Source organism: Maribacter thermophilus, from assembly GCF_001020565.1.
Lineage (GTDB): Bacteria > Bacteroidota > Bacteroidia > Flavobacteriales > Flavobacteriaceae > Maribacter > Maribacter thermophilus.
Map to the genome: position 1 here is coordinate 2,343,858 of NZ_LDAS01000001.1, position 14,132 is coordinate 2,357,989.

Genomic DNA, 14,132 nt, shown 5'->3' on the forward strand with positions numbered 1-14,132 from the left:
TGCTAATATATAGCTAATCTTCTAATTCTTCTTTTAGGATACGCACAACTTCTAAAATTGTTTCTTCTTCCAAATCCGTACGTTTCACTAGATCGTTCACATCTTGCTCCAATACACTTCTGGCCGTATCCATACCTATCTTCTTAAATTCCTCGATGATCCAGCCGTCTATTTCATCGGAAAATTCCGTCAACTCCACATCTTCCTCTACACCTTCACGGAAAACATCTATCTCATACCCCGTTAATTGCCCTGCAAGACGAATATTATGTCCTCCACGACCGATCGCTTTAGAAACCTCTTCTGGCTTCAGATATACCTGAGCGGTCATTTTCTCGTCGTTCAATTTCACAGAAGAAACTCTTGCCGGACTTAAAGCCCTGGTCACCAACAATTGAGGATTTGACGTCCAGTTAATAACATCTATATTCTCATTGCCCAACTCTCTTACGATACCATGAATACGAGAGCCTTTCATACCCACACAGGCCCCAACAGGATCTATTCTATCATCATAAGAATCAACAGCAACTTTTGCTTTTTCCCCAGGTATTCTTACCGCCTTTTTAATAGTGATCAAACCATCGAAAACCTCAGGAATCTCTTGAAAAAACAACTGCTCTAAAAATTTAGGAGAGGTTCTTGACATGATAATCGTTGGTTTTGCTCCTTTCAATTCAACACTCTCTATGATTCCCCTGACATTATCACCTTTTCTAAAGAAATCGGATGGTATCTGCCTGTCTTTTGGAAGTATGATCTCATTACCCTCATCATCTAACAAAATAACCGCCTTATGGCGAATATGATGTACCTCGGCAGTATAAATTTCCCCTTCCAAGTCTTTAAACTGCTTATAAATAGTGGTATTGTCGTGTTCATGTATTTTTGAGATCAAGTTCTGGCGCAATGCTAAAATGGCCCTTCTACCCAAATCCACCAGCTTAACCTCTTCGGAAACATCTTCACCTACTTCAAAATCAGGTTCGATCTTACGAGCTTCGGACAAAGAAATCTCTTCATTCGGTTCTTCGACTTGCCCATCTTCCACCACTACTCGATTACGCCAAATCTCCAAATCGCCTTTGTCCGGGTTAATAATAATATCAAAATTATCATCAGACCCAAACTTCTTTTTCAAAGCATTTCTGAAAACATCTTCCAAAATTGCCATAAGCGTTACCCGGTCAATGAATTTATCATCCTTAAATTCCGAGAAAGATTCTATTAACGCAATATTTTCCATCTATACCTACTATTAAAATTTTAATACAACTTTTGCTTTTTTTATATCAGAAAAATCAATTTCCTTTCTTTTCTGCACCGTCACCTTTCCTTTACCAACAGGTTTAGGCTCCCTAGCCTTCCACTCTATAGCTACTTTGTTTTCATCTGCCTCAACAAGTGTACCTTCATAAACACCGTCGGTGGTTTCCACCTCCAATTTTCTACCAATATTTTTCTTGTACTGTCTTGGCATCACCAAAGGCTCGGTAGCGCCGGCAGAGGCCACCTCAAGGGAAAAATCTTGCTCTTCCCTATCTAAATTATGCTCAATGGCCCTACTAATTTTAATACAATCACTTACTGCAACGCCATTGTCACCATCTATGATCACCTTGATCTTATTATCTGTAGAAACAGTAAAATCTATTAAAAAAAGAGTCTTATCCTCGGCCAATCCTTTTTCCAGAAGCTCTCTAACCTTATCCTTTAGCATAAAAACTAAGTAATAAAAGAGGGGACAAATTGTCCCCTCATGAATACTTTCTATCCTTTCAGTGATGCAAATATATCTTTTTTAAGATTAATCTCCTAATTTCCAAAGAGAATCATTCAACAACCTCAATCGTTTTTTCGACATGTATCGGGTTACCGTTTTGATCCAAACCTCTTAACACCACAGAGTAAGTTCACTTCTTTTTTTACCTTTATCGATTTGGAATTTTAATTTATGGAAGCATTAACCACGTACGACTTTATCATCACCGCCTCAATTATCGTTATCATTTCCTTTTGGTTCAATGTCATAAGCAAAAAAACCAACATTCCTTCTGTTCTTATGCTCATAGTCCTAGGCGTTTTTCTAAATCTGATTCTCAGCTACTTTTTTGGCAGCGTACCCGATTTTCTCGAGAGCCTAAAGATACTGGGCACGGTAGGGCTCATCATGATCGTTCTAGAGGCAGCCTTAGAACTAGAGCTTAAGAAAGACAAAATAATACCTATATTAAAATCTATGTCCATTGCCCTGATCGGGTTACTGGCATCGGCCTATACGGCTGCCTTTATTCTTCAGCTTTTTATCCCTGAAATGAGCATGCAATCGGCATTGATTTACGCTACACCACTATCCATACTGTCGAGCGCCATAATTATACCGAGTGTTGGAGGGCTATCAGAAAAAAAGAAAGAGTTCCACATATACGAAAGTACCTTCTCCGATATAATGGGCATAATGATGTTCTATTTTCTTATCGAAGGACTGAATCCGAGCGAAGATGCAGGCGCCGCTGGCTTCATCGGAAACATAGCTCTAACCATAGCAATTGCTATTGTGGCCAGTTATGCCATAATTTTAATATTTCAAAAAATAAAAAGCCAAGCCAAATTATTTTTACTCATAGCGGTATTGTTATTACTGTACGCCATTGGAAAAAAATTACATTTATCGTCGCTCATAATTATCCTCGTCTTTGGACTTATTGTTAAAAATGCCCATTTGTTTTTCCCTGGCAAGGCAAAAGTTTTTCTAGATACCGATAAAATAAAACAGATCTACCACGAGCTCCACATAATAACTTTGGAGACGGCTTTTGTAATTCGCACATTTTTCTTCGTCATATTCGGCATCACCATTGTACTTAGCTCACTGTTAAGCTTTAAAGTTGCCCTAATAAGCCTTCTTATCATTATATCTATATACCTGATTCGTTTTTTAATATTAAGAGTGTTTATTGGCAGAGATATTTTTCCCCAGCTATTTATTGCACCAAGAGGACTCATCACCATTTTACTGTTTTATGCAATACCTACAGAAGCTCAGGTAGCAGAATTTGAATCGGGCATACTATTATTCGTAATCATAGCAACCAGTTTAATTATGACTTGGGCCATGATAAAGGATAAACATAAAATAGGTTCTTTATTAGATGAAATAGATGAGCAATACGAAGAAAGAAACACCGCCGAAGACATCCTACAAGAAAAAATAAATTCGAACGGTATCGAATCAACGGAAGATAAGATCCCGGACAACGAGGATACTATTCCATAAAGAACGACATACTAGCGCCCATTTAAAATTTCATCGCTAAAAAAGCCAGCTTTGTTAACACTGCCTTCTTCCTGTGTTATAGAGTTAATACTGTCAACCTCTTTTCTAAACCTTAAGATCATCAAGGTATCCAACTGATCTTGAATACTGTCCCTCATAACCCTCCAGTTACCAGAATTCATTTGCTTACTGTATTTCGTAATCTTATCAAACCTAGAAAGATTGTATCTGTTGGCCTTCCAAGCATGTTGCGTGCTCTTTTGATGTTGTAGATCCTGAAGATAAAATCCAACTCCAAAACCTAACAGCACAACCACTAAGATTATCTTTAATTTTTTTTCGGTCAACTTCATATTAAATTAGTTTATAGAGTGGGGACAAAACTAACAGAGACTCAAATGAACTAAGCACTATTTTCACTAAATCCTTAACTCATTCGACCAGCAATGTACAAAATATCGGTTTTTAGAGTGATAAATCTCCGTTTAAATTGATATTCTACCGACAAATAACACATTAAAAAGGAACTGTCACAACCATAAAAACAATAGCTGACACTTAATAAAACCAAACAAAAAGCCCGACCATCTGATGATGATCGGGCTTTTAAAACTTCTTAGTTGGCCCACTAGGACTCGAACCTAGAATGACGGTACCAAAAACCGGAGTGTTACCATTACACCATGGGCCAATACCTCTAAGAGCGTGCAAATTTAAAACAAAGTTTGGTTTGCACAAATATTTTTTTGAGCAAAAATTAAAATTGATCAAAATCACCTGTTAAAGGTTTATAAAAATAATGGGGCGATCTATATTTAAATTATTAAATTCGCCAGATAGCTTTAACCTAGGTTACATGTTTTCAAAGAACTTCAACAAATGGAATACCCTTCTTGGGTGGGCCGTATTTTTTATAGCACTTGTTACATATTTCATAACCGTTGAACCTACCAACAGTTTTTGGGATGCCGGTGAATACATTGCCACGGCAGCCAAACTTCAGGTAGGCCACCCACCGGGAGCTCCTTTGCTACAAATGATCGGGGCCTTTTTTGCCATGTTCGCTTTCGACCCCAGTCAGGTTGCCATGATGGTAAACCTTGTTTCTGGTGTCTCCAGTGCATTTACCATCTTGTTTATGTTTTGGACCATTACCAATATTACCCGAAAATTAATAGACCAAGAAGGTGAATTGACCAACAGCAAAGCTATTGCCGTTCTAGGAAGTGGCTTAATAGGTTCTTTGGCGTTTACCTATTCTGACAGCTTTTGGTTCAATGCCGTAGAAACAGAGGTATACGCCATGGCAAGTTTTATAATGGCATTATTACTGTGGCTTGGATTAAAATGGACGGATAACCTAGACGACCCTAGAGGAAACAGATGGCTCATACTTATATCTTTTGTAATAGGCTTAACTTTCGGGGTTCAATTTATGGGCTTTTTGGCCATCCCATCGGTAGGTCTACTTTATTACTTTAAAACGTATAAAAAAACGACCATAAAGAACTTTTTATTGGCAAATATCGCTGTAATAGCCATTTTAATGTTGGTCTATAAATTCTCATTGACCTACGTATTAAAATTATTCGGATGGGGAGAAGTATTCTTTGTCAATAGCATCGGACTTCCCTTTAATTCTGGATCCATTATTATAGGTATTTTATTTATAGCGGCTTTTTACTTCGGGTTAAACTACACCCGAAAAAACAATTACAAAACAGGAAACACTATAGTTCTTTGTTTAATGTTCTTGTTTTTAGGATTTTCTTCATGGTTAATGTTACCTATACGTGCGAACGCCAAAGTAGTCATCAACGAAAACAATCCAGAAGACGCCCGTGCCCTATTGGCCTATTACAACAGGGAACAATACCCTGGGGTAGACAGCCCCATATACGGAACCTATTACTCTGACATGTTCGCCCCTCCGGGAGAGGACCGGGACGGCAAGCCCAAGTACGAAAAAGACTATACATTGGGCAAATACATCATCGTAAACAAATACGAAAAATCGGAACAGGGTCCCAACCCTAAGCACCAAGGTTTTCTTCCAAGAATGTGGAGTTCGCAAAATGCCGCAAATTATATGCGTTATTTTGGTCCATTGGATTTTAGGTTGACAGAATCCAATGCCGAGCTCAGGGAAGCTGCCAATCAAGTAAAAACAGGTTTCGCCAACGGAGAGATAGATGCGGAACAATACATTAGTTTTCTAAAACGCTTTAGTGATTACATAGAGGTAGAGCCACCATCTGTATGGGACAATATCAAATACATGGTGGAGTTCCAGTTCAACTATATGTACCTACGTTATTTTATGTGGAATTTTGTCGGCAAGCAAAATGACGTACAAGGAAGGTACAACGATAACGGAAACTGGTTAAGCGGTATTAATTTTATCGATAGTGCAAGGTTGGGAAGCCAAGACAACCTACCAAGCGACATTAAAAACAACCCGGGCCGTAACACCTATTTCTTCTTACCTTTAATATTGGGTATTATCGGTATTGTTTTCCAAGTATCAAAAAACCCGAAACAATTCTGGGTCTTACTGGTGTTCTTCCTTTTTACGGGACTGGCTATACAGTTTTACACCAACCCCGGTATTTTTCAGCCTAGGGAAAGAGATTATTCTTTGGTAGGATCATTTTACATTTTTGCCATTTGGATCGGCATTGGGGTTTACGGTCTATATGACGGATTTAAAGATTGGCTCACCCCTAAAGTCTTGGCACCCGTAGTGGTTGTCATCTGCCTTTTAGCCGTGCCTACGGTTATGGCGGTACAAAATTGGGACGACCACGACCGATCTAACCGCTTTACGGCAAATTCATCTGCCAAAGCATATTTGGATTCTTGCCAAGAAGATGCAGGAGCTATTTTGTTTACCATCGGCGACAACGATACTTTCCCTCTTTGGTACGCCCAAGAAATAGAAGGCTATCGTACCGATGTAAGAATAGTTTGCACCAGTTTGTTCGAGACCGACTGGTATGTAGACCAAATGAAGAAAAAAGCCTACGAGAGCGACCCTATACCTTCTCAAATAGAACACGAGAAATACCGCTGGGGAAATCGCGACGTGCTATACCACCAAGGTATTACAGAAAACAGATGGAACATAAAAGATTTTATCAACTGGATCGACAGCGACAAGCCCAGAACCAAACTAAAGTACCTTTTTGAACAGCAAGGGGCTGACCTAAGTGCCTATTCTGAAAACACCCAGAACATAGTGTACTACCCTACCAACAAAATAAGGGTACCGGTAAACAAAAAAAATGTTTTGGAAAGTGGTTTGGTAAAACCAAAAGATTCTGCGCTTATCGTAGATTATATAGACATAGACCTACCTGGTGCAATCACCAAAAAAAGTATGATGATGTTGGATATTTTGGCCAATAATGACTGGAAAAGGCCTTTATATTTTTCCGGAGGAAGTTTCGACGATGCTGAATACATTTGGATGAAAGATTACCTACAATTGGACGGTCTTGCCTACAAACTGGTACCTATAAGAACAGAAAGACCCAATTCTTTTGAAATGGGAAGAATAGATACCGACTTGATGTACGATATTGTCACCAACTGGGATTGGGGAAATGCTGGCGGAGACATCTATCACGATACACAAACAAGAATACAGAGTGTATCTTTTAGAGGTAATTTGGCCCGATTGATGGAAGCTCTCATCAAAGAAAACAAGATGGACAAGGCAAAAGACATTATCGAGATTTCACTGAAGAATATGCCTGTAGAGAAATTTGGATATTACTCATTGGTAGAACCATTTATAGATGGGTATTATAAGGTGGGGGAAACCCAAAAAGCAAGAGAGCTTTTTAGCCTTCTTAAGAAAAAGTATCAAGAGAGATTAGAGTACTACTCCCTTACGAGCATAGATGAGCAGTATGGCCATATTGATGATATTATTGCCGATATGGAAGCCTATAGAAGAAATATAGATATGGTTATAGCCAATGACGAGAAAGACATTGCTGAGAAAGAAACCCTAATATTCAACGAATATATAGACAAGTTTCAACACTTCTATAAAGACGATGCCAGTTTAGAAATGCCGGAAACCGAATTGGAAAACAACCCGGACATGGTAGACACCGTATCAATGTCGGACACTATCGAAAACAACAATGATAGTGTTCGACCATAAATTGGCCAGGTCATAGACCATTATAGATTAAATAAGTAAAAAGAAGTTAAGGCGCTTATATATATTCGTTCAGAATACCTATAAGCGTATTGGCATCTTGCTCACCACTTTGGCGCCATACCATTTCACCTTTTTTGTAGATCATTAGTGTGGGCAAACCTTTGACACGTAATGCCTGTGAAAGTTCTTTGTTCTTGTCCACATCTATTTTAATCACCTTGCCCTTGTCACCAATAGCAGCAGCCACCTCCCTTAAAACAGGATGCATAGCGGTAGATTGCTCGTTCCACTCCGCATAAAAATCCAAGAGTACTGGCACATTCAAATCTATAAGTTCACCAAATTTAGACATATAATCGGCTTTACGTTATTCGCCAAATGTAGTAAAAAATGTTAAAATACAATCTAAGGGCTTATTATTGTGGCGTTCAACACGAGTTAAAATCATGTTAACGACTTCTTTTTTAAAGTAATCACCGTTATTTCGGGCCAAATACCAACCCTACCGGGGTAGCCTAAAAAACCAAAGCCCCTGTTCACATTAATAAACTGCCCCAACTCTTTATATACTCCCGCCCAATACTTGTAACGCCACTTTATCGGACTCCATTTGACCCATCCCGGTATTTCTATACCAAACTGCATCCCATGGGTATGACCACTCAAGGTCAAATGAAAATGCTTATCATCATGTAACACTTCATCTTCCCAATGCGACGGGTCATGGCTCATTAAAATCGTAAAATCGTCCTTGGCAATATTCGAAGTGGCCTTCTTAAGGTCTCCAGCTTTTTTAAAACCGCCCCTACCCCAGTTCTCGACTCCCACCAAGGCAATTTTATCCGTTCCCTTTTTAAGGTACCTATGCTCGTTCAACAAAAGGTCGAACCCCATATCTTTTTGTAGTTTTTTTAGGTCTTCTAGATTCTGCCTCTTTAATTCTTCGGTTTCCCAATCTATATAATCCCCATAGTCATGATTCCCCAAAATGGAGAATTTACCGTCCTTTGCTTTTAATGTACTAAAGAGCTCAGCCCAAGGCAACATTTCTTCCGTCTTATTGTTCACCATGTCCCCGGTAAAAAGTAGCAAATCGCTATTTTGTCTATTTATAAGTTTTACTCCGTATTCTATCTTTTTACGGTTATCAAAACTTCCACTATGTATATCCGAAATCTGGGTTATACGATACCCGTCAAAACTCTCTGGCAAATCATCAAATTCCAACGTATACTTCAATACTTTATAATTGTACTTACCCTTGTACATACCATACAATAAAGCACCAAAGGGAAGAGCCGCTATGCCCAGACCTATCATACTTAAAAAACGTCTTCGTTCCGGTAGGCTGAACTCCTTGTCCGCTCCAAATATTTTATGATATGCTCCTGTAAAAATTCTAAAAATGTCTTCGGAAAAAAGAAAAAGGATAATTACCACTTTAAAGGACAACATCGTCAATAATAGACCAAAGGCATAACTCTTGGGTCTACTTAATACCCGACCTGCCTCTTCGCCTGCTGTAAATTGATATATGAAATTTATCAATATAGCAAGTGACACCACTATATATAAAAGATATACCCAAGGCTGCCTAAAGAGAGACCTAAGCGCTTGAACGATATAAAAACTTAATCCCAGATATACTATTACAAAGATGATCCAACGAAGCATACTTCTTTTTTTTACAAAGATATTTTTTGAAATGCTACCATACGTTCCTTTTGGGGTTTATTTAACCTTATCTACAACAGCCTTAATAGTTTCCGTACTGGTTACCGCTATTTTATCATCGTTCATAAACGAAGAGGAATTCATTGAAACCAAAGGATCCTCAAACAACGTTTGTTGTAATTTGGTTCCCGATAAATGAACGGCCTTAAAGCCCTTTTCCTTAAAAACTGCCACATTATTATCATTAATTCCACTTCCGGGCATGACCACAATAGTAGAAGCACATCCCTTAAGCTCTTGTAACAATTCGATACCTGCCAATGCCGATTTCTTTTGCCCCGAGGTAAGCACATAATTCACCCCCACATCCTCTAGTAAGCCAAGTGTATGCAATGGTTGACCCACCCAATCAAAAGCTCTATGAAAAGTAAAATTCAGTTCTTTCGAAGCCTTCACTAAATCCTCGGTCCTTTTCCTGTCCAAGCTAAAATCTTTATCTAAAACTCCAGAAACAACACCATCAAACCCCATTTCTACACACAAAGAAATATCTCTCATCATAATTTCGAACTCAAGGTCCGAATATGTAAAATCACCACTTCTTGGCCTTATCAAAACATGAACGGGTATAGAAATTTGCTCTCTTATCAATTTTAACAATCCGTAAGAGGGGGTTATACCGCCCACTGCCAGCTCTGAACAAAGTTCAATTCTATCTGCCCCAGCCTTTTGCGCGTTCAATGCGGATTCCAAAGAATTGGCACATACTTCTACAAGCATATTGTTATATTTAGATTTCATTAAAAGTAAAGAACCATGTCTATGAAAAGAAGAAAATTTCTTAAAAATTCGAGTACCATAACCGCAGGAATATTATCTGCCCCCATATTAGCTTCTTGCAACGAAGCCACTTCCACCAAAATAGCAAAACCAGAGGCCGGCAAAAAAAATATTCCGATAGCCATTTGTACATGGGATTTTGGGAATGCTACGGCCAAGGCCTGGGAAGTGCTAAAAAAAGGAGGAAGTTCTTTAGATGCCGTACACCAAGGGGTCATGGTAGAAGAAAACAACTTGGACAACCAAACCGTGGGTAACGGGGGCAGGCCGGATAGGGACGGCAAGGTAACCTTAGACGCCTGTATTATGGACAAAGATGCCAACTGCGGTGCGGTATTGGCCATTGAAAATATTGCCAACCCCATATCGGTAGCAAGAAAGGTCATGGAAGAAACACCGCATGTGATGTTGGTAGGAAAAGGTGCCGAACAGTTTGCTTATGAACAAGGATTTAAAAAGACAAACCTACTGACAGAAAAGTCTAAAGAAGAGTGGTTAGAATGGAAAAAGACATCAAAATACAAACCCATAATAAATATAGAAAACCATGATACCATAGGCATGTTGGCCATAGATAAAAATGGGGATATTTCTGGTGCCTGTACTACCAGTGGTATGGCCTACAAAATGGCCGGCAGGGTTGGTGACTCACCAATAATAGGTGCCGGTTTATTTGTAGACAATGAAGTAGGCGGCGCTACCGCTACCGGCGTTGGTGAAGAAGTAGTACGGACCGTGGGCAGTTTTTTGATCGTAGAGTTAATGAGACAGGGCAAGTCACCACAAGAAGCATGTGAAGAAGGTGTAAAAAGAATCATTGCCAAGAACAAGGACAAACAAGATTTTCAAATCGGTTTTATCGCGGTAAACAAAAAAGGCGAAACAGGAGCCTATTGCATTCACCCCGGGTTCTCTTACCGCACTTACACCAATGACGGACACGCAAACAATACGGCGAACAGTTATTTAAAAGCTTAAAAAGAAAAAACACCTAGATGATCGTAGTACAATTGGAGCATTACGCCTCGCTTTCGAATCAAACTTCGTACTTTTATCGTCGCACTTTTAATCATCAAAAATGGCAGAACAAAAAAGACTTTTTCTATTAGACGCATATGCGCTGATTTTCCGTGGATATTATGCCCTTATAAAGAACCCCAGAATCAATTCCAAAGGGATGGACACCAGTGCCATTATGGGTTTTATGAATTCCCTTTTTGATGTGATCAGACGTGAAAAACCCGATCACCTCGCCGTTTGTTTCGACAAGGGTGGCAGTGCCGAGCGCACCGAACTTTTTCCCGAATACAAGGCCAACAGGGACGAAACCCCCGATGCCATCCGCATTGCGGTGCCCTATATTCAAGACATTCTTAAGGCCATGCATATTCCCTCGGTCGTTCTGGAAGGCTGGGAAGCAGATGACATCATAGGCACTTTGGCCAAACAGGCCGAGAAAGAAGATTATAAAGTATATATGGTAACCCCCGATAAGGATTTTGGCCAGTTGGTCTCCGAGAATATTTTCATGTACCGCCCTGCCAGAATGGGCAATGGCATTGAAATTTGGGGCATTCCCGAAGTCCAGAAACGTTTTGGCGTCGAACGCCCCGAACAGGTGATCGATTACTTGGGCATGATGGGAGACGCCAGTGACAACATTCCCGGGTTACCCGGTGTGGGCGACAAGACCGCCAAAAAATTCATTGCCCAGTTTGGCTCCATGGAAGGACTTCTTGAAAATACCGACCAGCTAAAGGGCAAAATGAAGGAAAAAGTGGAAGAGCACAAAGAGCTCGGCCTGCTTTCCAAAAAACTGGCCACCATCTGTACCGAATGCGACGTTACCTTTGATGCCAAGGACTATGAAATGTCTGTACCCGACGCCGAAAAAGTACAGGAAATTTTTGAGGAACTCGAGTTTAGAAGGCTCAAAGACCAGTTCATAAAATTGTTCTCAAAGGAAGAAGCGGCCGACACATCCGAAGAAAACAACACAGGCACCCCAAAAAAAGTGACCTCCTCGGCAGGGAGCGGCCAGTTTTCCCTGTTCGGCGGCGATGGGGCCTCACCGGCCACCATCAAAGACAGCTCGAGCCGAAAAACCATTAAAGACGTGGCGCACGCCTATCAAAGTGTGACCCCGGGGATGGCCATGAAACTCTTTCTCCAAAATTTGATGAAGCAGACCTCGGTATGTTTTGATACGGAAACCACCTCGATCAACCCCTTGGAAGCCCACTTGGTCGGTATCGCCTTCTCATGGGAAGCTACCAAAGGTTTTTACATCCCTTTTCCTGAAGACAAAGAGGAAGCCCAACAGCTTATAGAACAACTACGGCCCTTCTTTGAATCGGAAGGTATCGAAAAAGTCGGACAGAACCTGAAATACGACATCAAGGTACTCCACAAATACAACATACAGGTCAAGGGAAAACTTTTCGATACCATGTTGGCCCACTACTTGATCAACCCCGATATGCGCCATAATATGGATGTGTTATCGGAAACCTACCTCAACTACACGCCTGTATCCATCACCGAGCTGATAGGCAAAAAGGGCAAGAACCAGTTGAACATGCGCGATGTTCCCTTGGAGCAGCAAACGGAATATGCGGTAGAGGATGCCGACATTACGCTTCAGTTGGCAGCTCATTTTAGGCCCGAACTGGCCGAAGCCAAAACGGAAGACCTTTTTAACAATATAGAGATTCCACTACTAAGGGTTCTAGCCGATATGGAACTGGAAGGAATCAGGCTCGACGAAAAATTCCTGAACTCCCTGTCCGAAGACCTAAACAACGATATTAAAGACCTTGAAAGAAAAATTTACGAAGCCGCCGGCGAGGAGTTCAACATCGGATCACCAAAGCAATTGGGAGAGATCCTCTTCAACAAAATGAAATTGGTGGACAAGCCCAAGAAGACCAAGACAGGACAATATTCCACCTCGGAGGACGTACTTTCCTATTTGGCCAAAGACCACCAGATCATTAGAGACGTATTGGAATACCGTGGGCTGGCAAAACTTAAAAGCACCTATGTTGACGCATTGCCCGAGCAAGTACAGCCCGCCACCGGGCGCATACACACCGACTACATGCAGACCGTGGCCGCAACGGGCCGCTTAAGCAGTAACAACCCCAACCTTCAAAACATTCCGATACGAACCGAACGCGGTAGACAGGTGCGCAAGGCCTTTGTACCCAGAAATGAAAACTACGTTCTATTGGCTGCGGATTACTCGCAGATCGAATTGAGGATCATTGCCGCCCTAAGTAAGGAGACCACGATGATCGAAGCCTTTAAAAACGGTGAGGACATCCACGCCTCCACCGCTTCAAAAGTATTCAACGTACCTCTTGAAGAAGTGACCCGCGAACAGCGTAGCAACGCCAAAACCGTCAATTTCGGTATCATTTATGGCGTTTCGGCCTTTGGACTCAGCAACCAAACGGACCTTTCGCGTTCGGAAGCCAAGGAACTCATAGATACCTATTACAAAACCTACCCGAAACTGAGAAACTACATCAGCGAGCAAATCGATTTTGCCCGTGAACACGGCTATGTGCAAACCGTTTTAGGCAGACGCAGGTATTTAAAGGATATCAACGGCAGCAATGCAATTGTACGCGGGGCGGCCGAACGAAATGCCGTCAACGCCCCTATTCAAGGAAGTGCCGCCGATATTATAAAAATAGCCATGATCAACATCCACAAAAAGCTTGCGGAGGGCAATTTTAAATCTAAAATGCTCTTGCAGGTACACGATGAATTGGTCTTTGACATCTATAAGCCCGAACTGGACAAACTTAAGACAATGATACAGTCCGAAATGCAAAATGCCTTTGAACTACCGGTTCCCTTGGACGTAGAGGTAGGCATAGGCCAAAATTGGCTCGAGGCGCACTAATCTGTCTTGACTTAGCCCGTATTTATATGTGTTCAGAACTCCGGTAAACGTAGCCGGAGACCTGACCGCCTGCCTCATTTTCAACAAGTGCGAAGAAAATCAACAAAAAGTCGGTGTTACGGGTAGTCACCACCTTTTGGAATCTATTATTCATCCTTTTGCTTTTAATCCTAAGGAGTAAAAAACATGTACTAAAACTTTTTTAAAGACAGATTTGTCTATTTAAAAAATTAGTAATAAGGTTCTTTTATTTT

General features: G+C 40.8%; 10 protein-coding genes and 1 tRNA gene. 4 read left to right on the top strand and 7 right to left on the bottom strand.

Features of this window, described 5'->3' with window-relative positions; translation table 11 throughout:
• Positions 1–13: 13 nt before the first annotated feature.
• Both nusA and rimP read right to left on the bottom strand, forming a co-directional pair.
• Positions 14–1,246 (bottom strand): transcription termination factor NusA, encoded by a 1,233-nt coding sequence (gene nusA / locus AB657_RS10140; protein WP_047246382.1) that lies wholly within the window; start codon positions 1,244–1,246, stop codon positions 14–16.
• Positions 1,247–1,258: 12 nt separating this feature from the next.
• On the bottom strand, positions 1,259–1,720 hold the full coding sequence (gene rimP / locus AB657_RS10145) for a ribosome assembly cofactor RimP (protein ID WP_047246383.1): 462 nt from the start codon (positions 1,718–1,720) through the stop codon (positions 1,259–1,261).
• Between the two features lie 234 nt (positions 1,721–1,954).
• Between rimP and AB657_RS10150 the strand changes: the two genes are divergently transcribed.
• A complete protein-coding gene (locus tag AB657_RS10150) occupies positions 1,955–3,277 on the top strand; it encodes a cation:proton antiporter domain-containing protein (protein ID WP_047246384.1) in 1,323 nt (440 codons plus the stop codon).
• A gap of 11 nt (positions 3,278–3,288) precedes the next feature.
• Here AB657_RS10150 and AB657_RS10155 read toward each other — a convergent pair whose 3' ends face one another.
• Positions 3,289–3,630, bottom strand: a complete 342-nt coding sequence (locus AB657_RS10155) for a hypothetical protein (protein WP_198146897.1) — start codon at positions 3,628–3,630, stop codon at positions 3,289–3,291.
• A 267-nt stretch (positions 3,631–3,897) separates the two neighbouring features.
• Positions 3,898–3,968, bottom strand: a tRNA-Gln gene (locus AB657_RS10160).
• Between the two features lie 165 nt (positions 3,969–4,133).
• Between AB657_RS10160 and AB657_RS10165 the strand changes: the two genes are divergently transcribed.
• Positions 4,134–7,451: a glycosyltransferase family 117 protein gene (locus tag AB657_RS10165; RefSeq protein ID WP_047246385.1), complete on the top strand. Its 3,318-nt coding sequence runs from the start codon at positions 4,134–4,136 to the stop codon at positions 7,449–7,451.
• Positions 7,452–7,506: 55 nt separating this feature from the next.
• Here the strand turns inward: AB657_RS10165 and AB657_RS10170 are convergent, their stop codons facing one another.
• From AB657_RS10170 to AB657_RS10180, 3 genes are all read right to left on the bottom strand, one after another.
• Positions 7,507–7,803, bottom strand: coding sequence for a thioredoxin family protein (locus tag AB657_RS10170; RefSeq protein ID WP_047246386.1), 297 nt, complete (start codon positions 7,801–7,803; stop codon positions 7,507–7,509).
• 92 nt (positions 7,804–7,895) lie between these two features.
• Positions 7,896–9,125, bottom strand: a complete 1,230-nt coding sequence (locus AB657_RS10175) for a metallophosphoesterase (protein WP_047246387.1) — start codon at positions 9,123–9,125, stop codon at positions 7,896–7,898.
• A 57-nt stretch (positions 9,126–9,182) separates the two neighbouring features.
• Entirely contained in the window at positions 9,183–9,905 is a 723-nt protein-coding gene (locus AB657_RS10180; RefSeq protein ID WP_047247926.1) for a copper homeostasis protein CutC, read from the bottom strand.
• A 42-nt stretch (positions 9,906–9,947) separates the two neighbouring features.
• Between AB657_RS10180 and AB657_RS10185 the strand changes: the two genes are divergently transcribed.
• Positions 9,948–10,943 carry an isoaspartyl peptidase/L-asparaginase family protein gene (locus AB657_RS10185; protein WP_047246388.1) on the top strand — a complete coding sequence of 332 codons (996 nt, stop codon included), beginning with the start codon at positions 9,948–9,950 and terminating at the stop codon, positions 10,941–10,943.
• Between the two features lie 100 nt (positions 10,944–11,043).
• Positions 11,044–13,878: a DNA polymerase I gene (gene polA, locus AB657_RS10190; protein WP_047246389.1), complete on the top strand. Its 2,835-nt coding sequence runs from the start codon at positions 11,044–11,046 to the stop codon at positions 13,876–13,878.
• Positions 13,879–14,132 lie beyond the last annotated feature (254 nt).